The organism is Streptomyces sp. NPDC101178 (assembly GCF_044767965.1).
In the GTDB taxonomy this organism is placed as follows: Bacteria; Actinomycetota; Actinomycetes; order Streptomycetales; family Streptomycetaceae; genus Streptomyces.
The window spans coordinates 149,008-169,748 of record NZ_JBIWOZ010000001.1; the positions used below are offsets into that span (position 1 = coordinate 149,008).

Genomic DNA, 20,741 nt, shown 5'->3' on the forward strand with positions numbered 1-20,741 from the left:
GAGAAGCGGGTTACGGCAGCCGGTACACGGGATCGCCGTCACCTGGTGGCCGTTGCCTTACGGACGGCGATCGCCTGACGGTACAGCTCGGCCGTTCCGGCGGCGGCCCGGGCCCAGGTGAAGCGGGCGAGCACCCGCTCCCGGCCCGCCGCGCCGAGCCGGGCGCGCAGCTCCGGATCGCCCAGCAGCCGGGCCAGCGCCCCGGCCAGCGCGTCCGCGTCACCGGGCGCCACCGCGAGGCAGGTCTCGCCGTCGCGGCCGGAGACCTCGGGGATCGCGCCGCCGGTGGTGGCGACGAGCGGGGTGCCGGTGGCCATCGCCTCGGCGGCGGGCAGCGAGAAACCCTCGTACAGCGACGGCACACAGGAGACCTGGGCGCTGCGCACGAGGTCGACCAGCTCCAAGTCGCTGATGCCCTTGACGAATTCGACCGCGTCCGCCAGCCCGTGCCGCTCGATGGCCCGGGCGACCGGCCCGTCCTCGGCTCGCTTGCCGACGACGACGAGGTGGGCTGCGGGGTTCTCGGTACGGAGCTTGGCGAGCGCGTCGACGAGGTGGACCAGGCCCTTGAGCGGGACGTCGGCGCTGGAGGTGGTGACGATGCGGCCGGGCACCTCGGGGACGGAGGGGTCGGGCGACCAGAGGTCGGTGTCGGCGCCGATGTGGACGACGCTGATCCGGTCGGGGCGTACGCCGAGGTCCTCGACGATCTCGTCGCGGGAGGAGCCGGAGACGGTGAGCACGGTGTCCAGCTTGCGGGCGACCCGCTTCTGCATCCGGGTGAAGGCGTACCAGCGGCGTACGGAGGCGCGTCGGCGGCGGCTGGCGGCGGCGGCCAGGTCGAGCCGGCGGTCCACGGTGATCGGGTGGTGGATCGTCGTCACGAGCGGGGCCCCGAGGTCGCCGAGGAGCCCGTAACCGAGGGTCTGGTTGTCGTGGACGACGTCGAACTCGCCGCGCCGGGACAGGAGATGGCGGCGGGCGCGGAGGCTGAAGGTGAGCGGTTCCGGAAAGCCGCCGGTCCACATGGTGGCGACCTCGGCGAGGTCGACCCAGTCCCGGTACTCGCGCCACTTCGGCGTACGGAACGGGTCCGGCTGCCGGTACAGGTCCAGGCTGGGCAGCTCGGTGAGCGGAACGCCCTCGTCGAGCACGGGGTACGGCTGCGCGCCGATGACCTCGACGCTGTGTCCGAGCCGCGCGAGCTCACGCCCGAGGTGGCGGACGTACACGCCTTGGCCGCCGCAGAACGGGTTGCCCTTGTACGTGAGGAGCGCGATGCGCAACGGCCGGTCGCCGTCCCCGGCGGAGGAGCTGCCGTCGCTCGTGCGGGAGCCCGTCTCTATGGCCTCAGCGGTCACACTCGGCCCCCTTCTGACTGCGTGTTCGCCGGAGCGTAACCGGTAGCGCTAATCTAGAACAAGTTTCAGACTTGTTCGTTCGACGTGCATCGAATCTACCGGCAGGTAGCGTCGGCGTGAGGTCCGGATCAGGTGATTCGCGCCACGGCGGACGCCCTGGCATGCTGTGCGCGCCCGGTGCGCAACTCAGGGAACGGACCGGGGGATCACGGATCGTGAACGGGGACGGCATGAGCACGTACGGATCGCGGATGGGGGCAGTATGACCGCGGACGCCAGACCGGCAGCGCCTCCGCTCACCGAGCGGCAGGAGGCCCGCCGCCGCCGCATCCTGCACGCCAGCGCCCAGCTCGCCAGCCGCGGCGGGTTCGAGGCGGTGCAGATGCGCGAGGTGGCCGAGGCGGCCGGGGTCGCGCTCGGCACGCTCTACCGCTACTTCCCCTCCAAGATCCACCTGCTGGTCGCCACCATGCAGGACCAGCTCCAGCACCTGCACACCACACTCCGCAAGCGCCCGCCGGCCGGTGACGACGCGGCCCGGCGGGTGGCCGAGACCCTGATGCGCGCCTTCCGCGCCCTCCAGCGCGAACCGCACCTGGCGGACGCCATGGTCCGCGCCCTCACCTTCGCGGACCGCAGCGTGAGCCCGGAGGTGGACACGGTCTCCCGCCTCACAACGGCGATCATCCTGGACGCGATGGGCCTGGAGCACCCGACGCCGGAGCAGCTCTCGGCGGTCCGGGTGATCGAGCACACCTGGCACTCGGCGCTGATCACCTGGCTGTCGGGCCGGGCGTCGATCGCCCAGGTCAAGATCGACATCGAGACGGTCTGCCGCCTGATCGACCTCACCGAGAAGAGCGAAGCGACGCCATGGCGTGGGTAGTCGGGACAAACCTGCTCCTGGGGATGCTGCTCATCGCCATGGGGACGGTCACGCTCCGGACGGGCTGGATCGTGCCCATGGCGCGCCGCCACGTCACCAGGCCGCAACTCCACGGAATCGGCGCCCTGCTCATGGGTGCCTCCCTCGTGCTGCAGAGCCTCTTGTACTTCGGAGCCCTGCCGAGTGTTCCCTGGGCGACCCGCTTCTACGGCGGGAACGTCCTGCTGCTCGGCGGGATGCTCCTGCTGCTCGCCAGCCAGCTGCCGCCGCTTCGCCGAAGCCGCGATCACGCCTGAGGGCTCAGACCGGCATGACCTCGACGTCGTACGACGCAATCCACGGGTTACGGGTCACGAGGATCAGCCCGTGGGCCTGCGCCTGGGCGACGAGAATCCGGTCGAAGGGGTCGTCGTGCACCATCGGCAGCCGACCGGCCCGTACGCCGTGCGCGGCGGTGACGGGCAGACTCGGAAACGCTAGGTCGCGCACCCGCTCGGCCAGGTCACCCGGACCTTCGATCAGGCCGAGGTGCTGCTTGAGGGTGATCTCCCACGGCGACACGGCACTGATGTGCACGGCGTTCGCGGTGTCGAGCAGGTACTTGACGGGTTCGGACAGCTCCGGCGCATCGTCGAGCCACCACACGATCACGCGGGTATCGAGGAGGAGGCGCATCACGCCACCCCGAAGACAGCGGCGACCCTGGAATGCGGATCATCGAAACGGGCAGGCACACGCACCTGCCCCCGCAGCGAACCGCGCCCGGCCCGCCGGACGGTGGGCCGCACGGATGCGGCAACGGGCAGCGGAACAGGCACCACCGGCACACCGCCACAGCTGACCACGGTCGGCCACCCGCCGACGAGCTGGACCAAGGTGCCGCGGAACCGGGGCCCGGGCGCCGCACGGCGCGTTGAACGCCACCGAACCCTGCGCCACAGAAGCCTCACGACGCCACCACGGGGTCTCCGGCCGCGGTCGGCCGCACACCGTCCCGCACCAGGAGCGCTTCCGCGGCATCCATCCGCAGGCCAGGCCCGTCGTCAAGGCCGATCACGACCGCGAGCCCGCCCGAGGCGTACCGCTCACTGCGCACGCTTCGGACGGTGCACCAGGCGCCCCAGACCCGTACGGACTGACCGGGCCGGACGGTGGCCGCAGCGATCTCGGCCGCGTCGCCCACGAGTTCGGCGGCCACGGACGCGGGCGTGGCGCCGGGCGCCAGCACCTCCGCCCAGACCGTCTTGCCGATCCCCGCCGACCGCTCGTCCACGCCCCAGCGGTACGCGAGCGCCTCCACCAGCAGCAGCCCGCGCCCGCCCGCATCCAGCTCACCGGGCCGCCGCACGACGGGGCGGCCTCCCCCGGCGTCGCTCACCTCCAGCCGGAGCGAGGCGCCGCGCTCCCGGCACACGATGCGTACGCCGATCATCCGGTCACCGGGGACGGCGACCCGCAGGGCGTTGGTGACGAGCTCCGAGAGCACCAACTCCCCGACATCTGCGGGTGCCTCCCCCGCCCGCCACTCACCGAGCTTGGCGCGCAGGAGGGCGCGGGCCTCGGGGACGCTGCTGCGGCAACGGACCAGCCGAAGGCTGGCCTCATGAGTTTCGGACTGCTCGACCATGACGCTCCCCAGTGGACGGACGACGGGACAGCAAGTGCCGCTCTATGGAGCGGCGTTGAGATGTCTCGCCACAGAGCGTGCCCGCACAACTCTCAACCGCGCAACGTTGAATGGATTTCTGGTGCCTAATTCACTCGTTCGGGCATACCGTGGCCGCCGTCGCCGCCGGACTGATAAGCAGTGGGGCATGCCACCCGTAAAGCCATCCACCGTTCTCGGACGCCAACTCGGCGACGAACTGCGCCGCTTCCGTGAAGCCGCAGGCTTCTCCACAGCGGACGCGGCCGAGGTTCTCGACTGCACCAAGGGCAAGATCAGCCGCATCGAGAACGGTCACGTGCCGGTGCGTTCGCCCGACCTGGCTGCGCTCATACACGCCTACGGCGTGACGGACCCGGAAGCCCGTGACCGGCTGACGTCGCTCGCCCGTAGCGCCAACAGGCGCCGCCGTGAGGGTTGGTGGCACCAGTTCGGAGACGTACTGGGTGACACATACCGCGATCACATCGAGATGGAGGCCATCTGCGACAGCATCAAGACGTTCCAGGTGCAACTGGTTCCGGGGCTGCTCCAGACGCCCGCCTACGGAAGGGCTGTGACCGTCGCCTCCCGTGCGTGGCAGACCGCTGAGGAGGTCGACCAGTTCGTGCAGGTACGCATGGCACGGCAGGAACGCCTGACCGGGGACGACCCGCTGGAATTCTGGGCTGTCCTCATGGAAGGGGTACTTCGCCAACAGGTGGGCGGGCCGGCTCTGATGCACGACCAGTTGCAGCACTTGGCGGACCTTGCCGAACGCCCCAACATCACGGTCCAGGTGCTGCCGTTCTCACGCGGGGCACACCCGGGTATGTTCGGCCCGTACTTGATGCTCAGCTTTCCCCGGGTCTCCGCGCTCGACCTCGTCCTGACGGAAACTCCGACCGGCAACATCTGGATCGAGCGGGAATCCGACGTGGCTCGGTACCGTGGGCTCTTCGACGACGCCCGCACCTCCGCGTTGCCGCCGACGGAATCGCTCAGCATGATCCGACGTATCGCCAAGGAGCACAGACCATGACACAGGACCGCCTCACCCCGTCCGATCTCGCTGAGGCCACCTGGCGCACCAGCAGCTACAGCGGCGGGCAGGGCGATTGCGTGGAGGTCGCCCCGAGCCTCCCCCACCTGATCCCGGTCCGCGACAGCACCCGCCCCACCGGCCCCGTCCTCACCTTCGGCCACACCGCCTGGCAGACCTTCGTCAACGACCTGGCGTAGGCCTCGCGCCGGCCCAAGGCTCTCAGGGGCATCCGCCCCTCCCTCCGGCCGAACCGCCTTCCGACCACCCTGCTCCCCTCCGGCGGACCGACCACTCGGCCGGAGGGGAGCGGCCGTCACGCACCGGTGGCGACCTGGCCGCTTTCCACATTGCTGCCGTGAAGAACGCCATGACACCATCCCGTACGTGACTGACCACGGGGACGACACCTCTGAGCCCGGCCGCCGGTCCAGGCTCGCCGAGCTGGCCGACTGGACCGTAGCCGGAGCGGGGGAAGAAAAGACGCCACCGGCATCCGAACCGACGCCTGCCGAGAACCCAGCGGACCAGCTGCCGGTCGCGCGGCGCGAGTTCGCGAGACTGCTGGGCGAGTTCCGGCGTACGGCGGTGCTGGTGCCGTTCGACGCGTACGGGAGTCTGTGGACGGCGGACCAGAACGGCGTCCGGTGGATCTGCGCGTTCTCGGACGAGGAGGCGCTGGCCCGGTTCGCGCTCGCACAGGCGGGCGGCGGGCGGGAGTGGACCTACCGCACGATCCGTGGTGCGCGGCTTCTGGATGTGATGGTGCCGATGCTGCCCGGCCCGGCGGGAGTCGCACTGGACGCGGGAAGTACGGACGGCGTGCTGTTTCCGCCGGTCGCGGGCATCGTGCCCGACCATGTGGCGGTCGATCTGGGGGAGACGGGATGAGCGGGGACAACGCGAATCTGAACGTGTCGGCGGCGGCTCTGGCGCAGATCGCGCAGGGCATCGATCTGGCACACAGCGAGTTGAAGGATCTCGGTTCGATCGGCAGGGCATCGGCGGGCCGAGGGTTCTCGGATCTCGCCCTGTCGGGACTGGAGTTGGGGCACGGCGGGCTGACGTCGGAATTCGAGACGTTCTGCAAGCGGTGGGAGTGGGGCGTACGGACGCTGTCCCAGCGGGGCAACGACCTCGCTGCCGGACTCGGTCTGTCGGCGGGCTCGTTCGCCGAGCAGGAGCGGTACGTCAAGGACTCGTTCAAGATCGTGGTGAACTCCGCCAACGGCAACCCCTACCTGTCCGAGGACGAGGTCAAGGAGATGAGCTGGGACACGATCAGCACCCAGCGCGCCTTCGACGATCCGGACTGGAGCGTGGACTCCTTCAAGGAGGCGCACGGCGAGGTGAAGCAGCAGTGGAAGGACACCGGGTACGACGTGGGGGACGCGCTGCTGGATGCCTCGGGGGTCGACCCGGCGCAGCGTGAAGAGATCGACGCGTGGGCCAAGGAGAACCTCGATCCCTCCGCGGAGACCGTGGCGCAGGCCGAGGAGCCTCGCTGGGGGGAGAGCCGCTGATGGTGGACTTGGGTGGGGCGTTCGACAAGGTCGTCGACGGGACCGTACGGGGCCTGGACAAGGGCAAGGAGCTCCTGGGCAGGGGCGTCGACGCGGCGACGGACAAGGTGGGGGCGGAACTCGACAAGGTCGGGGCGCACGGCTGGGCCGACAAGGTCGAGGACTGGGGTGACGCGACCGCGTCGTCGCTCGGGGCGGAGGTCGGGGAGAAGCAGCTCGGGCAGAGCGAGGAGGCCGACGAGCTGATCCATGGGAAGCCGGAGAAGATCACCGCGGCGGTGAAGAACCTACGGGACTTCCAGAAAGCCTTCGGGCTCGTCGGCGGCGGGCTGAAGAAGCTGGACTCCGGCAACTGGCGCGGGGAGGCGGCCGACACCTTCCGGTCGAAGTTCCAGGCCCTGCCCACCGACTGGCTGCGCGCGGCGGACGCCTTCGAGGACGCGGCGAAGGCGCTGGAGACGTACGCGTCAGCCGTCACGAGCGCCCAGGGCAAGGCGCGTGCGGCGATCGCGCTCTACAAGGAGGGCAGCCAGGACTCCGAGAAGGCGGTCTCGGCGTTCAACAAGAAGGTCGAGGCGTACAACGCGGCCCGTACCGGTGACGATCCTCTCCCCCACCCTGGCACGTTCTCGGACCCGGGTGTGTCAAAGCGAAAGCGCGCCCAGGAGGATCTGGAGGACGCCCGACGGTCACGGAACGAGGCCGGCGAGCGGGCGAAGGGCGCGGTCACGGCGGCGATGGCGCACGCGCCGAAGGAGCGGACGGGCCGGGACCGGTTCAAGGACGAGCTCTACGACCACGGCCTGTCCCAGGGGGTCGAGATCGCCCATCTCGGCGGGGGCATCCTCAAGGGCACGGGCGGCCTGGTGGGCTTCCTCCGCCAGACGAACCCGATCGACCCGTACAACCTGACTCACCCGGCGGAGATGTACAAGGGCGTCAACATGACGCTCTCCGGTCTCGCCAGGACCGTCGCCAACCCCGACCGGGCCCTGGAGAACGCGTGGGACGCGGCGAAGAGCGACCCGGGGGAATTCATCGGGCGTCTGCTCCCGGAGGCCGCCGGGACGAAGGGCGCCGGAATGCTGAAGGGAGGCGTGCGGGCGGGACTGCGCAAGGGGGCGGGGCCTGGGGAGCCGCCGGGGCCTGCGCGGGAGGGGGCCACCGACCCGGCCAACCCTTCCCGCACGGAACGGGCACCTGAGAACGACCCGTCCGACCCAGTCGACATGGCAACCGGTGCGATGTATCTGCCACAGACGGACATCGTGCTGCCCGGCACACTCCCGCTCGTGTTCCGTCGCCGCGTGGCCTCCGACTACCGCGCAGGTCGCTGGTTCGGCCCGTCCTGGTCGTCCACGGCGGACCAGCGCCTGGAGATCGACTCCGAGGGGATCGTCTTCCTCTCCGAGGACGGCTTGCTGCTGTCCTATCCCCACCCGGCGCCCGGCGTTCCGGTCCTGCCCAGCCACGGCCCCCGCTGGCCACTCGACATGGACACCAGCGGCGATTACACGATCACCGATCCCGACTCGGGCCGCGTCCGGCACTTCACGACGCACGACGACGGCACCGAGGCATTGCTCGCCCAGCTGGACGACCGCAACGGCAACTGGATCAGCTTCGGATACGACGCTTCCGGGGCCCCGACGTCGATCGTGCACCACGGCGGTTACCACCTGAAGCTGACTGCGGTCGGCGGGAGGATCACCGCCCTGCACCTGGTGGGCGGAGCCGAGGACGGAACCGATCAGGAGGTCCTCCGCTACAGCTACACCGGCGGCCACCTGACCGGCGTCATCAACTCGTCCGGTCTGCCCCTGCGCTTCATCTACGACGAGCGCGGCCGGATAACTTCCTGGACCGACACCAACAACAGCAGTTACGAGTACGCGTACGACGACCGGGACCGGTGCGTTGCCGAAGGCGGCTCAGCAGGCCATATGGCGCTGAACCTGGAGTACGGCGAACCCGACCCTGTGACGGGCCACCGCGTCACGACCGCGACGACGCCCGCCGGAGCCGTCCACCGCTACCTGATCAACGAAGCTCATCAGATCATCGCGGAGACCGACCCGTGCGGAGCGACCACTCACTTCGAACGTGACCGCTACAACCGACTCCTGTCCCGCACCGACCCTCTCGGCCGAACCACCCGCTGGAACTACGACACGTCCGGTCAGCTGACCACCGCGGTACGCGCGGACGGCCGTGAGATGACAGCCGAGTACAACGATCTCTGCCTCCCGGTCCGCTTCACCAACCCTGACCGGACGGTGATCCGCCAGGAGTACGACGAGCGTGGGAACCGGATCTCGGCCATCGACCCGTCGGGCGCTGTCACCCGCACGGCATACAACGCGTCCGGCCACCCGACTTCCGTCACGGACGCGTTGGGCAACACGACCCACGTACGCAGCAACGCGGCCGGCCTGCCCATCGAGATCATCGATCCCCTCGGCGCGACCACGCGCATCGAGCGGGACGCCTTCGGTCGCCCTGTCACCCAGACCGACCCAGTCGGTGCGGTCACCCGGCTCGTGTGGACTCCCGAGGGCAAGCTCGCCCACCGCACGCACGCCGATGGTTCCACCCAGTCCTGGACGTACGACGGCGAGGGCAACTGCCTCGCACACACCGACGCCATGGGATCGGTATCCCGTTTCGAGTACACCCACTTCGACATCATGACGGCGCGTACCGGTCCTGACGGAGTGCGCTACGAGTTCGCCCACGACCATGAACTCCGCCTCACCCAGGTACTCAACCCCCAGGGGCTGACCTGGAACTACGCCTACGACTCCGCCGGTCGCCTCATAGCCGAGACGGACTTCGACGATCGGACGCTGACCTACGAGCGCGACCCGGCCGGCAGGCTCACCGCTCGCACGGACGCCCTGGGCCAGACCACCCGTTACGAACGGGACGACCTCGACCGCATCGTCCGCAAGGACGCAGACGGCTCCGTCACCACCTTCGCGTACGACCTGACCGACCAGCTGGCCGAAGCGGTCAACGCAGACGCGACCATCACCTGGCTCCGTGACCGGTACGGCCGCCTCAAGTCGGAGACCGTCAACGGCCGGACCGTGTCATACACCTATGACGCCCTCGGCCGCCGCACCGGCCGCACCACGCCCAGCGGGGCGACGAGCACATGGACCTACGACGCCGCAGGTCGCCGCTCCTCCCTCACGACGTCCGGCCGCACGCTCACCTTCGAGCGGGACGCGGCGGGGCGCGAAGTCGCCCGTCACCTGGGCGACCACCTCACCATCGCCTCACAGTTCGACACGGTGGGGCGCCTCACCACCCAACAGGTCACGGGCGCAGGTCGCAGTATCCAGCGCCGCGACTACGCCTATCGGGCAGACGGCCACCTCATCGGCCTCACCGACCTACTCTCCGGTACGAAGACGTTCGACGTCGACGCGGCTGGCCGGGTCACTGCTGTCCGTGCCGCGGACTGGTCCGAGCGCTATGCGTATGACGCGGCGGACAACCAGGCGGAAGCATTCTGGGCAGCCTCTCATCCAGGTCAAGAAGCCACTGGTACCCGTGACTACTGCGGGACGAGCATGACGCGCGCAGGCAGGGTCCGCTACGAGCATGACGCACTGGGACGCATAATTCTGCGTCAGAAGAGTCGGCTTTCACGCAAACCTGCCACCTGGCATTACACCTGGGGCACCGACAACCGACTCACCGCTGTCACGGCTCCGGACGGCACACAATGGCGATACCACTACGATCCGCTCGGCCGCCGCACCGCGAAGCAGCGCATGGCCGACGACGGTCATACCGTCCTGGAAGAGATCACGTTCTCCTGGGACGGCGCTACCCTCTCCGAGCAGACCACCCAAGACCGCACCGCCACCGACTGCATCGTCCTATCTTGGGACCACCAGGGGATCCGCCCTCTCACACAGGTTGAACGCCGGTTCACGGAGGAGACGCCTCAGCAAGCAATTGATCAACGTTTCTTCTCCATCGTCACCGACCATGTCGGCACTCCGAACGAGCTCGTCGACGAATCGGGTAATCTCGCCTGGCGCTCACGGAGCACCTTGTGGGGGACAACGACTTGGGCGAAAAATAGCACTGCTTACACTCCGATCCGCTTCCCAGGGCAATACTTCGACCCCGAGACGGAACTTCACTACAACCATTATCGCTACTACGACCCGGCATCAGGTCGCTACGCATCCCCTGACCCGCTGGGAATTGCTCCGGCACCGAATCCCGTCACGTACGTCAGCAATCCCCACAGGATGACTGACCCGAGAGGGCTATCGCCTTGCCCGGACCCCGTCGACTACATGGCAGACAATGCAATACCGGCTGGCCAGCCTGTAACCCATGGCCCGACCGGGACACTGATCGGATCCGACGGGTCGAGCCTGCGCAATTTTGAGAACGTGCTGAACGAAGGCGAGCATGATGTCGTGGCCCACGGCAGTCGGGACGGATTCCTGGAGATGCCGGGAGGTAATGTAAACGGGGGACAGATCGTTGATGCAGTAACAAACAATCCGAACTATGGCGGCGGCCCCCTGAGGCTCATGGTATGCCATTCGGGTTCGGATAGTTCTGGGATTGCTCAGCAGATCGCCAATGAACTGGGGACCACTGTGCGAGCGCCGACCGAGAGGGTTGGCACGAGCCCTATCCTAGGCACTGGGCAAGTACCACGGATCGACAATGATGGATATTGGAGGATATTCCTCCCTATCTCAAAAGGGTGAACCGAATGGAAATGATTGGATTTTTCCGCGAGATGGAGCCCGGAAGCAGCTTGGAGCTATTTCGTGAATCCATCCAGGATAAAGTGAGGGAACAGGCACCATACCCCAAGGCAGAGGTACAGAGGTACCTTGATTCCGGTCATCCCATTTTTGACATCATGGAAACAACACTGGATGTCGTGACAGGTTCATTTAGGGTGCCCGGCGGCTCTTCACTGGTATCTGATGGGCGGTTTGTATGGCGCACGGATCTGTCGGCGTACGTTAAAAAGTACAATATCGATCTGCCTCCGCGCTTCATTTCCTTTGTTGTCGAAAACGGATTCTCCGTGCCCCCGGCGAGTCTCCAGAACCTTCTGTCGGTTTCCGCCGCTGCAGAAAAGGCTTTGGGGTTCCGGGTGGATGGAGGTGCCGGGCCAAGCGTCAGTAAGTGACGGGCCGGTTCATGGAGTAAGCAAAAATGGCGTCGAGGCGAGGGGCCTCCCGCGCACGGCAGCCGAGTCGGAATACCTCGCGAAGTCCGTTTCCCCGTCACTCCTCCGGCGGAAAAACCACCTCCCCCGACCCAACCAGCGTCAGCGTGATCGCCTCCACCGGGCAGCCCTCCGCCGCCGCGAGGACCTGTTCCCCCGCGTCGCGGTCCTCCTCGCGGGGGTGGGACTGGCGGGCCGTGTCCAGGTGGAAGGCGTCCGGGGCGTGGTTGACGCACATGCCGGAGCCGATGCAGAGGGAGCGGTCGACCTCCACGTGCCAGCGGTCGCCCATCATGCCTCCCGGTAGCCGGCGGGGAGGTGGATCATCTTGTGCTCGAAGAACTCGCCGTAGCCCTCGGGGCCGAACTCGCGGCCCAGGCCGGAGTTCTTGTAGCCGCCGAACGGGCCGAGCATGTCCAGGCTGAAGGTGTTCACGCTGTACGTGCCGGTGCGGACGCGGCGCGCGATGTCGATGCCGCGCTCGGTGTCGGCCGTCCAGACGCTGCCGCTGAGGCCGTACGGGGAGTCGTCGGCGATGCGGACGGCCTCGGCCTCGTCGGCGTACGGGATCAGGCAGATCACCGGGCCGAAGATCTCCTCGCGGGCGATGCGCATGGAGTTGTCGACCGAGCCGAAGAGGGTGGGTTCGACGTACCAGCCGCGTTCCTGGGAGGCGGGGACGTTGCCCCCGGTAAGGATCTTGGCGCCTTCCTCCTGGCCCAGCTTGATGTAGTCGAGGGAGCGTTGCTGCTGGCGGTGCGCCACCAAGGGGCCCAGCTCCGTGGTCGGGTCCAGCGGGTCGCCCACCCGCAGCGCTCCCGCCGCTGCCGCGAACGCCTCCGCCATCTCGTCGTAGCGGGACCTCGGGACCAGGATGCGTGTCTGCGCCACGCACGCCTGGCCGTTGATCATCCAGGCGAACGGGACGATGCCCGCCACCGCCGCCTCCAGGTCCGCGTCCGGCAGGATCACCGCCGCCGACTTGCCGCCCAACTCCAAGGTGACGCGGGTCAGGTTGCGCGAGGCCACCTCCATCACGCGGCGGCCGGCCGCCACCGAGCCGGTGAAGGAGACCTTGTCGATGTCCCGGTGGCCCACCAGGTACTCGCTGACCTCCCGGTCCGCCGGGAGGATGGAGAGGACCCCGGGCGGCAGGCCCGCCTCCGCCGCTATCTCCGCCAGGAGATAGGCGTCCAGGGGGGTTTCCGGGGAGACCTTCAGGACCGCCGTGCAGCCTGCCAGGAGCGCGGGAGCCAGTTTGGCCGCGGCCGTGAACTGCGGGACGTTCCACGGGACGACCGCCGCCACCACGCCGACCGGTTCGCGGCGGACCAGGAGCGGTCCCAGCACTCCGTCGCGCCGCTCCTCGTACGGGAAGGTGCGCGCCACCGTGATCGCCGAGTCCCACACCATCATCGCGGCCAGCGCCTGCACCATCACGCTCGCGCTGTAGGGAGTGCCGTTCTGCGCGCTGATCAGGCGCGCGAACTCCTCGTACCGTACGGCGAAGGCGTCCTTGATCCGCGTGATCACCGCGATCCGCTCGTCCAGGCTCATCCTCGGCCACGGGCCCTCGTCGAAGGCGTGGCGGGCCGCGGCGACCGCCCGGTCCACATCGGCCTCGGAGGCGTGCGGGACGCGGCCGATGACCTGTTCGGTGTGCGGGGAGATCACCTCGATGACGTCGGTGGAGAGCGGATCGGTGAACTCGCCGCCGATGAACAGCTTTCCGTGTTCCACCAGCTCCGAATGTTCCGTCATGGCCGTTGCCTCCCGCGAAGCGAACCCGTGCACCGCAACTGACTGCTCGTCAGAACTGATACCAGTTCCCGTTCCAGGAGTCCACGGCGCGGACCGCACCGAGGAGACGTCGATGTGGTAGACCCGGGCTACCACTGGAACGAGTTCTCGTTACAGTGGGATCAGCGCACGCCGCCGAGCAGAGATGGGAAGCCCATGACGCAGGTGCCGCAGGTGACCGACCACGGCGGGGGCGTCCACAGCATCAAGGTCCCCATCCCGGACAATCCGCTCGGCCACACCCTCGTCCACGTCGTCGACACCGACCGCGGGCCCGTCCTCATCGACACCGGCTGGGACGACCCGGCGTCGTGGGACACCCTGACGGCCGGGCTCACCGCGCTCTCCACCTCCGTCGCCGACGTCCACGGCGTCGTCATCACCCACCACCACCCCGACCACCACGGCCTCTCCGGCCAGGTCCGCGAGGCCTCCGGGGCCTGGATCGCGATGCACGAGGCCGACACCGCCATCGTCCGGCGCACCCGGGAGGCCGGGCCCGGCACGTGGCTCGACTACCTCACCCGCAAGCTCGCCGACGTCGGCGCCCCCGACGACCACCTCGCCCCGCTCCTCGCCGCCCGCGAGTCAGGGCGGCTGCGGACGCTCCCCGGGCTGCGCGCCGCACTGCCTGACCGCGACATCGTCCCCGGCGAGCTGCTCGACCTCGCCGGCCGGCGGCTCCGCGCCGTCTGGACCCCCGGCCACACCCCGGGCCACGTCTGCCTCCATCTGGAGGAACGGCATCCGGCGCATCTGCCGGGGCACGGGCGGCTCTTCTCCGGCGACCATCTGCTGCCCGGGATCAGCCCGCACATCGGGCTGTACGAGGACCCGGACGACACCGCCGTCACCGACCCGCTCGGCGACTACCTCGCCTCGCTGGAGCGCATCGGGCGGCTCGGAGTGGCCGAGGTGCTGCCCGCCCACCAGCACGCCTTCACCGATGCGGGCGGGCGCGTACGGGAGCTGCTGGACCACCACGAGGAGCGGCTGGCCGGACTGCTCGACCTGCTCGCCACTCCGCTCACCCCGTGGCAGCTGGCCGAGCGGATGGTGTGGAACCGGCCCTGGGAGCAGATCCCGCACGGTTCGCGGTCCATCGCCGTGTCGGAGGCCGAGTCCCACCTGCGGCGGCTGGTCAAGCTCGGACGCGCGGAGGCGGTGCCCGGCAGCGCCCCGGTCACGTACGTCGCGGTGTGAGCCGGTGGCGTACGTACATCACGGTGTGACCCGGCGCCGTACCGACGCGAGCGGTCCGCCGCCCCGGGGAGGGGTGCTACGGCCCGGTAGAGTGGGCAGGTCGTCATCATGCCCTTCCAGGGGAAGCCGGTGCGCATCCGGTGGCCGCCCCTGGCCGTGAGCCTTCCGAGCCGTCCGTCCGACGGCAGCCGGACCGCTCCGGTCGCGGAGTGTGAGCGGCCAGGGGCAGTGTGACCACGGGCCCCGCGGACCATCGGGGTTTCCGGTGGTCCAGGGTCACCGGAGCCCCGGTGGCCGGCACCGTCGAGGTATACCGAGGTATACGGGACCGGAGCCCGGTGCCCTCGTGCGTCCGGGAGAGCCGGCCCCCGCAGGAGAGGCACAGCCCGCCATGACCGTACGCCGCAGCGCAGCCGCGCTCGCGACCACCGCCGTTCTGCTGGGCGCGGCCGCACCCGTCGCGGTCGCCCCCGTCGCGGTCGCCGCACCGAGCCCGTCCCCCTCGGTCCAGCTGCCGCTCGGGCTCTACGGGACCACGGACCCCACGTACGACGGGGTGTGGCGGCAGTCGCTGGCCTTCCTGGCACAGAAGATCGAGTTCGTCACGCCGGCGCAGCAGTCCGTGGACTGGCTGCTGGAGCAGCAGTGCGACAGCGGCGCCTTCGCCTCGTACCGGAGCGACGCCTCCGCACCGTGCGACGCCTCGACCGTGATGGACACCAACGCCACGGCCGCCGCCGTCCAGGCCATCGTGGAGCTGGGCCAGCACCGGGAGGCCGCGGACAACGGGGCCGACTGGCTGAAGTCCGTCCAGAACGAGGACGGCGGCTGGGGATACAACCCGGGCAGCCCGAGCGACGCCAACTCCACCGCCGTGGTGATCGGCGCCCTCGCCCGTACGAGCATCCCGATCAGCGAGGTCACCACCGCCGACGGCAGCACCCCGTACACCGCGCTCCAGGCCCTCGCCATCCCGTGCGGGAAGAAGGACGGCGGTGCCTTCGCCTACCAGCCCGGCAAGAAGGGCGAGCTGGTCGCCAACAACGACGCGTCGGCGGCCGCCGTGCTCGGGCTGCTGGGCAAGGGCATGGCCATCGGGGACGCCAACGCGGTGAAGGACCCCGTCTGCACGAAGGGCGGCGGCCTCACCGCCGAGCAGAGCGCGCAGAACGGCGCCCACTACCTCGCCGCGACCCTCGCCGCCTCCCCCTATCTGGAGCAGCCGCCGATGCCGGGCGCCGAGGAGAGCGAGCCGCAGCCCGACTTCGGCAACACGGCGGACGTGGTCGTCGCGCTCGCCGCCTCCGGCCACAAGGACAAGGCCGCCTCCTCGGTGGAGTGGCTGGAGAAGAACTCCAGGACCTGGGCGGAGCAGGGCGGGCCCGCCGCGACCGCACAGCTGATCTTCGCCGCGCACGCCACCGCCGCCGACGCCCGCGACTTCGGCGGTGTCGACCTGGTCGCGCAGCTCAACGCGACGGGCCCGGCTCCCGCCGCGACCGCGCTGCCGTCCCCGACGCCGAGCGGTCCGCAGCCCTCCAGCGGCACCGAGAGCGGGGACGGCGGGCTCGGCCTGTGGTGGCTGGTCGGCCTCGGCCTGTTCTTCGGCGCCGGCATCGGCTTCCTGCTCTCCATGCGCCGGAAGAAGCAGCAGCCGTGACGCGCATCTCGTCGTCACTCCTGCGGAGTCCGGCCGCCGGTCTTCTCGCCCTCCTCCTCGCCGCCTCCGCCGTTCTGCTCGGAGCGGGCGGGGCGCAGGCGGCCGGGTACCGCTACTGGTCCTTCTGGGAGGCCGACGGCACGAGCTGGACGTACGCCACCCAGGGCCCGTCCCTCGTGCGCCCCGACGACGGTACGGTCCAGGGCTTCCGGTTCGCCGTCAGCGAGGACTCCGCCGACGCCGACCGGCCGCGCCGCGCCCCCGACTTCGCGGCGGTCTGCGCGGACACCCCGGCGAAGGACGGCGCCAAGCGGGTCGCGCTGGTGATCGACCCCGGTACGGCGGAGGACGCCCCGGCCGGCGAGAAGCCGCCCGCGCTGCGCACCGCCTGCGCCCAGGTCGCACCGGACGCCAGCAGCGCGGAGGCGCTCGCCTCGGTGGCGAAGCCGCTGCGGTACGACAGCAGCGCGATGATCTGCGCGATCTCCGGCTATCCGAGGACGGGCTGCGGCGAGCAGGTGTCGGGCGACAGCGGCAAGAAGCCCTCTACGCCCGCCTCCTCGGCGGCAGCGGCCGATGACGACGGCGACGGCGGCAGCGGCGGTCCGTCCGCCGGGCTCCTCGTCGGCATCGGTGCCGTCCTGCTGCTGGGCGTCGCCGGCGTGTTCCAGGCCCGCCGGCGCCGATGACGTACGCCCCGGGGACGGCCCGGCTGCTCCGCCGTGCCCTGCACGCGCCCGAGGCGGGCCGCTCCAACACGCTGCCCGCCGGGGCGTGGTGGCTGTGGGCACTGGGGCTGGCCACCGCCGCCTCCCGGACCACCAACCCGCTGCTGCTCGGCCTGCTGGTCGGCGTGGCCGGTTACGTGGTCGCGGCCCGGCGCACCGACGCGCCGTGGGCCCGCTCCTACGGGGCGTTCATCAAGCTCGGGCTCTTCGTCATCGCGCTGCGGCTGCTCTTCTCCGTCTTCCTCGGCTCGCAGATCCCCGGCACGCACACCGTGTTCACGCTCCCCGAAGTGCCGCTGCCCGACTGGGCGCAGGGCGTGCGGATCGGTGGCCGGGTCACGGCGGAGCAGCTGGTCTTCTCGCTCTACGACGGGATGAAGCTGGCCGCTCTGCTGATCTGCGTCGGCGCGGCCAACTCGCTCGCCAACCCGGCACGGCTGCTGAAGTCCCTGCCCGGTGCGCTGTACGAGGTGGGGGTCGCCGTCGTCGTCGCGATGACGTTCGCCCCGAACATGGTCGCCGACGTGGTCCGGCTCCGCACCGCGCGGCGACTGCGGGGGCGGCCGACCGGTGGGGTGAAGGCGGTCGCGCAGATCGGACTGCCGGTGCTGGAGGGGGCGTTGGAGCGGTCGGTGGCGGTGGCCGCGTCGATGGACGCGCGCGGTTACGGGCGTACCGCCGAGGTTCCGCCCGCCGTCCGGCACACCACCGACGTCCTCACGCTCGGCGGGCTGCTCGGCGTGTGTGCGGGCACGTACGGGCTGTTGGCCGCGCAAGGGGCCGTGTACGGGCTGCCGGTGCTGCTGGCGGGGCTCGTCGCGGCGATGGCGGGGCTGCGGCTGGGCGGGCGGCGCTCGGTGCGGACCCGGTACCGGCCGGACCGATGGGGGGTGCGGGCCTGGCTGGTGGCGGGGTCGGGCGCGGTGGTGGCGGCCGCGATGATCTGGGCGGGCTCGGTCGATCCGGAGGCACTGCACCCCGGCGTCGTCCCGCTGACCGCGCCCGAGCTGCCGCTCTGGCCGGCTGCCGCTGTGCTGGTCGGGCTGCTGCCCGCGCTGGTGGCCCCCGTACCGCCGTCCTCGCGCGGCCGGGACTTCGAAGAACACGGCCCTCGCGGCAAGGAGCAGGCGTGATCAGGTTCGAGCAGGTCTCCGTGCGGTACGACGGAACGGACCGGCCCACCCTCTCCGGCGTCGATCTCGCGGTCCCGGAAGGGGAGTTGGTGCTGCTCGTCGGGCCGTCGGGGGTGGGAAAGTCGACGTTGCTCGGGACGGTCTCGGGGCTCGTGCCGCACTTCACGGGCGGGGTGCTGAGCGGCCGGGTCACGGTGGACGGGCGCGACACCCGCACGCACAAGCCGCGTGAACTGGCCGATCTGGTGGGCACGGTGGGCCAGGACCCCCTGGCCCATTTCGTCACGGACACGGTCGAGGACGAACTCGCTTACGGCATGGAGTCGTTGGGCCTGGCGCCGGACGTCATGCGCCGGCGCGTGGAGGAGACGCTCGATCTGCTGGGCCTGGCCGAGCTGCGGGACCGGCCGATCGCGACGCTGTCGGGCGGCCAGCAGCAGCGGGTGGCGATCGGTTCGGTGCTGACCCCGCACCCGAAGGTGCTGGTACTCGACGAGCCGACCTCCGCGCTGGACCCGGCGGCGGCCGAGGAGGTGCTCGCCGTACTCCAACGTCTTGTCCACGACCTCGGGACGACCGTGCTGATGGCCGAGCACCGGCTGGAGCGGGTGGTGCAGTACGCGGACCAGGTCGTCCTGCTGCCCGCGCCGGGCGCCGCCCCCGTGATGGGCGCGCCGGCCGAGATCATGGCCGTCTCGCCGGTCCGGCCGCCGGTCGCGGAGCTGGGGCTGCTGGCGGGCTGGGACCCGCCGCCGCTCTCGGTACGGGACGCCCGGCGCGGGGCCGGTGAGCTGCGGGAACGGCTGGCTTCGGCCGCACCGCCCGAGCCTGCCGCGAACGTGTCCGTCGCGGCCCCTCCCGCACCCCCCGGTCCCCGCCCCGGGCGGATCGCGCGGCTCCTGGGTCGTACGAAAGCCGAGGAAGCGCCCGGTCCCGCCGACCCCGTCACCCGGGTCGACTCCCTCGGCGTGCGGCGCGGGCGGATCGAGGCGCTGCGGCGGGTCACGCTCACCGTGGCGCCCGGGGAGACCGTGGCGCTGATGGGCCGTAACGGGGCCGGGAAGTCCACGCTGCTCGGCGCGCTCGTCGGCATGGTCGAGCCCACCTCCGGCTCCGTACGCGTCGGCGGCCTCGCCCCGGCCCGTACCGATCCGCGCGCCATGATCCGCCGCGTCGGCCTCGTCCCGCAGGAGCCGCGCGATCTGCTGTACGCGGACACGGTGGCCGCCGAGTGCGCCGCCGCCGACCGGGACGCGGGCGCGGGCGCGGGCACCTGCCGGGCGCTGGTCACCGAACTGCTCCCGGGCGTCGAGGACGGCACACACCCCCGTGACCTCTCCGAGGGCCAGCGGCTCGCGCTGGCCCTCGCCCTGGTGCTGACGGCCCGGCCGCCGCTGTTGCTGCTGGACGAGCCGACCCGGGGCCTGGACTACGCGGCGAAGGGCCGGCTCGTCGGCGTCCTGCGGTCGCTGGCGGCCGAGGGCCACGCGATCGTCCTGGCCACGCACGATGTGGAGCTGGCGGCGGAGCTGGCCCACCGGGTGGTGATCCTCGCCGACGGAGAGGTCGTCGCGGACGGCCCGACCGGGCGCGTGGTCGTCTCCTCCCCCGCCTTCGCCCCGCAGACCGCGAAGATCCTCGCTCCGCAGGAGTGGCTGACCGTCTCGCAGGTGCGCCACGCGCTGGAGGCGGGCGCGTGATGAGTGTTGCGGAGGAGGTACGGGTGCGGGCTCCCCGGCCCGTGCGGCTCGGGCCGAAGTCGGTCGCCGCGTTGGTGCTGGTGAGCGCGGTCGGCGTGGTCGCCTTCGGGTGGCCGCTGCTCGCCGGTGCCGGGTCCGGACTGGCGCACGCGCAGGACGCGCCGTGGCTGTTCGCCGCGCTGCTGCCGCTGCTGGTCGCGGTGGTGGTGGCGACGATCTCGGAGTCCGGCATGGACGCCAAGGCCGTCGCGATGCTCGGCGTGCTGGCGGCGGTCGGGGCCGCGCTGCGCCCGCTCGGAGCGGGCACTGCGGGCCTGGAGCCGATGTTCTTCCTGATGGTGCTGAGCGGACGGGTGCTGGGTCCGGGCTTCGGGTTCGTGCTCGGCTCGGTGACCATGTTCGCGTCCGCCCTGCTCACGGGTGGGGTGGGGCCGTGGATGCCGTTCCAGATGCTGTCGATGGGCTGGTTCACGATGGGCGCGGGGCTGCTGCCCGGGGCGGACCGGCTGCGTGGGCGGGCCGAGCTGGCGATGCTCGCGGTCTACGGGTCCGTGGCGGCGTTCGCGTACGGCACGATCATGAATCTGTACGGGTGGACGATCATCCCGGGACTCGGCTCGGGCATCTCGTTCGTCGCGGGCGACCCGCTCCACGAGAACCTGGTGCGCTTCCTCGCCTACTGCGCGGCGACCTCGCTGGGGTGGGACCTGGGGCGCGCGGTGCTCACCGTGGTCCTGACGCTGACCATCGGCCCGACGCTGCTGAAGGCGCTGCGGCGGGCGACCCGGCGGGCGGCGTTCGACGCGCGGGTGGGGTTCGAGAAGCCGTAGGGGTGGACGGCC

General features: G+C 70.5%; 19 protein-coding genes. 14 read left to right on the top strand and 5 right to left on the bottom strand.

What is annotated here, in order from left to right; translation table 11 throughout:
• Nucleotides 1–38: 38 nt before the first annotated feature.
• Nucleotides 39–1,361 carry a glycosyltransferase family 4 protein gene (locus tag ACIRR8_RS00665; protein WP_404057458.1) on the bottom strand — a complete coding sequence of 441 codons (1,323 nt, stop codon included), beginning with the start codon at nucleotides 1,359–1,361 and terminating at the stop codon, nucleotides 39–41.
• A 262-nt stretch (nucleotides 1,362–1,623) separates the two neighbouring features.
• Between ACIRR8_RS00665 and ACIRR8_RS00670 the strand changes: the two genes are divergently transcribed.
• A complete protein-coding gene (locus tag ACIRR8_RS00670; protein ID WP_404057460.1) occupies nucleotides 1,624–2,247 on the top strand; it encodes a TetR family transcriptional regulator in 624 nt (207 codons plus the stop codon).
• Nucleotides 2,235–2,543 carry a hypothetical protein gene (locus ACIRR8_RS00675; protein ID WP_404057462.1) on the top strand — a complete coding sequence of 103 codons (309 nt, stop codon included), beginning with the start codon at nucleotides 2,235–2,237 and terminating at the stop codon, nucleotides 2,541–2,543. The genes ACIRR8_RS00670 and ACIRR8_RS00675 overlap by 13 nt, the downstream gene beginning before the upstream one ends.
• A 4-nt stretch (nucleotides 2,544–2,547) precedes the next feature.
• Here the strand turns inward: ACIRR8_RS00675 and ACIRR8_RS00680 are convergent, their stop codons facing one another.
• Complete coding sequence (locus ACIRR8_RS00680; RefSeq protein ID WP_404057464.1) at nucleotides 2,548–2,922, bottom strand: type II toxin-antitoxin system VapC family toxin; 375 nt, start codon at nucleotides 2,920–2,922, stop codon at nucleotides 2,548–2,550.
• 271 nt (nucleotides 2,923–3,193) lie between these two features.
• Entirely contained in the window at nucleotides 3,194–3,874 is a 681-nt protein-coding gene (locus tag ACIRR8_RS00685; protein ID WP_404057466.1) for an ATP-binding protein, read from the bottom strand.
• A gap of 187 nt (nucleotides 3,875–4,061) precedes the next feature.
• On the opposite strand from ACIRR8_RS00685, the gene ACIRR8_RS00690 reads away from it, so the two are divergent.
• The 6 genes from ACIRR8_RS00690 (at nucleotide 4,062) to ACIRR8_RS00715 (ending at nucleotide 11,636) form a co-directional block, all read left to right on the top strand.
• Complete coding sequence (locus ACIRR8_RS00690; RefSeq protein WP_404057468.1) at nucleotides 4,062–4,934, top strand: helix-turn-helix domain-containing protein; 873 nt, start codon at nucleotides 4,062–4,064, stop codon at nucleotides 4,932–4,934.
• A complete protein-coding gene (locus tag ACIRR8_RS00695; RefSeq protein WP_404057470.1) occupies nucleotides 4,931–5,134 on the top strand; it encodes a DUF397 domain-containing protein in 204 nt (67 codons plus the stop codon). The genes ACIRR8_RS00690 and ACIRR8_RS00695 overlap by 4 nt, the downstream gene beginning before the upstream one ends.
• Nucleotides 5,135–5,321: 187 nt before the next feature.
• Nucleotides 5,322–5,825: an SseB family protein gene (locus tag ACIRR8_RS00700; protein ID WP_404057472.1), complete on the top strand. Its 504-nt coding sequence runs from the start codon at nucleotides 5,322–5,324 to the stop codon at nucleotides 5,823–5,825.
• Nucleotides 5,822–6,457 carry a hypothetical protein gene (locus ACIRR8_RS00705; RefSeq protein WP_404057474.1) on the top strand — a complete coding sequence of 212 codons (636 nt, stop codon included), beginning with the start codon at nucleotides 5,822–5,824 and terminating at the stop codon, nucleotides 6,455–6,457. The genes ACIRR8_RS00700 and ACIRR8_RS00705 overlap by 4 nt, the downstream gene beginning before the upstream one ends.
• Entirely contained in the window at nucleotides 6,457–11,202 is a 4,746-nt protein-coding gene (locus ACIRR8_RS00710; RefSeq protein WP_404057476.1) for a putative T7SS-secreted protein, read from the top strand. The genes ACIRR8_RS00705 and ACIRR8_RS00710 overlap by 1 nt, the downstream gene beginning before the upstream one ends.
• A 5-nt stretch (nucleotides 11,203–11,207) precedes the next feature.
• Nucleotides 11,208–11,636: a hypothetical protein gene (locus tag ACIRR8_RS00715; RefSeq protein ID WP_404057478.1), complete on the top strand. Its 429-nt coding sequence runs from the start codon at nucleotides 11,208–11,210 to the stop codon at nucleotides 11,634–11,636.
• 97 nt (nucleotides 11,637–11,733) lie between these two features.
• Here ACIRR8_RS00715 and ACIRR8_RS00720 read toward each other — a convergent pair whose 3' ends face one another.
• Entirely contained in the window at nucleotides 11,734–11,967 is a 234-nt protein-coding gene (locus tag ACIRR8_RS00720; protein WP_404057480.1) for a ferredoxin, read from the bottom strand.
• Nucleotides 11,967–13,436, bottom strand: a complete 1,470-nt coding sequence (locus ACIRR8_RS00725; protein ID WP_404057482.1) for an aldehyde dehydrogenase — start codon at nucleotides 13,434–13,436, stop codon at nucleotides 11,967–11,969. The genes ACIRR8_RS00720 and ACIRR8_RS00725 overlap by 1 nt, the downstream gene beginning before the upstream one ends.
• A 195-nt stretch (nucleotides 13,437–13,631) precedes the next feature.
• Between ACIRR8_RS00725 and ACIRR8_RS00730 the strand changes: the two genes are divergently transcribed.
• The 6 genes from ACIRR8_RS00730 to ACIRR8_RS00755 all read left to right on the top strand — a co-directional run bounded on the left by ACIRR8_RS00730 (nucleotide 13,632) and on the right by ACIRR8_RS00755 (nucleotide 20,729).
• A complete protein-coding gene (locus ACIRR8_RS00730; protein WP_404057484.1) occupies nucleotides 13,632–14,678 on the top strand; it encodes an MBL fold metallo-hydrolase in 1,047 nt (348 codons plus the stop codon).
• A gap of 391 nt (nucleotides 14,679–15,069) precedes the next feature.
• A complete protein-coding gene (locus tag ACIRR8_RS00735) occupies nucleotides 15,070–16,338 on the top strand; it encodes a prenyltransferase/squalene oxidase repeat-containing protein (RefSeq protein ID WP_404057486.1) in 1,269 nt (422 codons plus the stop codon).
• The gene (locus tag ACIRR8_RS00740) at nucleotides 16,335–17,027 is read left to right on the top strand and encodes an SCO2322 family protein (RefSeq protein WP_404057488.1); all 693 of its coding nucleotides are present in this window, start codon (nucleotides 16,335–16,337) and stop codon (nucleotides 17,025–17,027) included. The genes ACIRR8_RS00735 and ACIRR8_RS00740 overlap by 4 nt, the downstream gene beginning before the upstream one ends.
• Nucleotides 17,024–18,199: an energy-coupling factor transporter transmembrane component T gene (locus tag ACIRR8_RS00745; protein ID WP_404057490.1), complete on the top strand. Its 1,176-nt coding sequence runs from the start codon at nucleotides 17,024–17,026 to the stop codon at nucleotides 18,197–18,199. Before ACIRR8_RS00740 ends, ACIRR8_RS00745 begins: the two co-directional genes overlap by 4 nt.
• Nucleotides 18,196–19,899 (top strand): ABC transporter ATP-binding protein, encoded by a 1,704-nt coding sequence (locus tag ACIRR8_RS00750; RefSeq protein WP_404057492.1) that lies wholly within the window; start codon nucleotides 18,196–18,198, stop codon nucleotides 19,897–19,899. The genes ACIRR8_RS00745 and ACIRR8_RS00750 overlap by 4 nt, the downstream gene beginning before the upstream one ends.
• Nucleotides 19,899–20,729, top strand: a complete 831-nt coding sequence (locus ACIRR8_RS00755) for an ECF transporter S component (protein ID WP_404057494.1) — start codon at nucleotides 19,899–19,901, stop codon at nucleotides 20,727–20,729. The genes ACIRR8_RS00750 and ACIRR8_RS00755 overlap by 1 nt, the downstream gene beginning before the upstream one ends.
• Nucleotides 20,730–20,741: the final 12 nt, after the last annotated feature.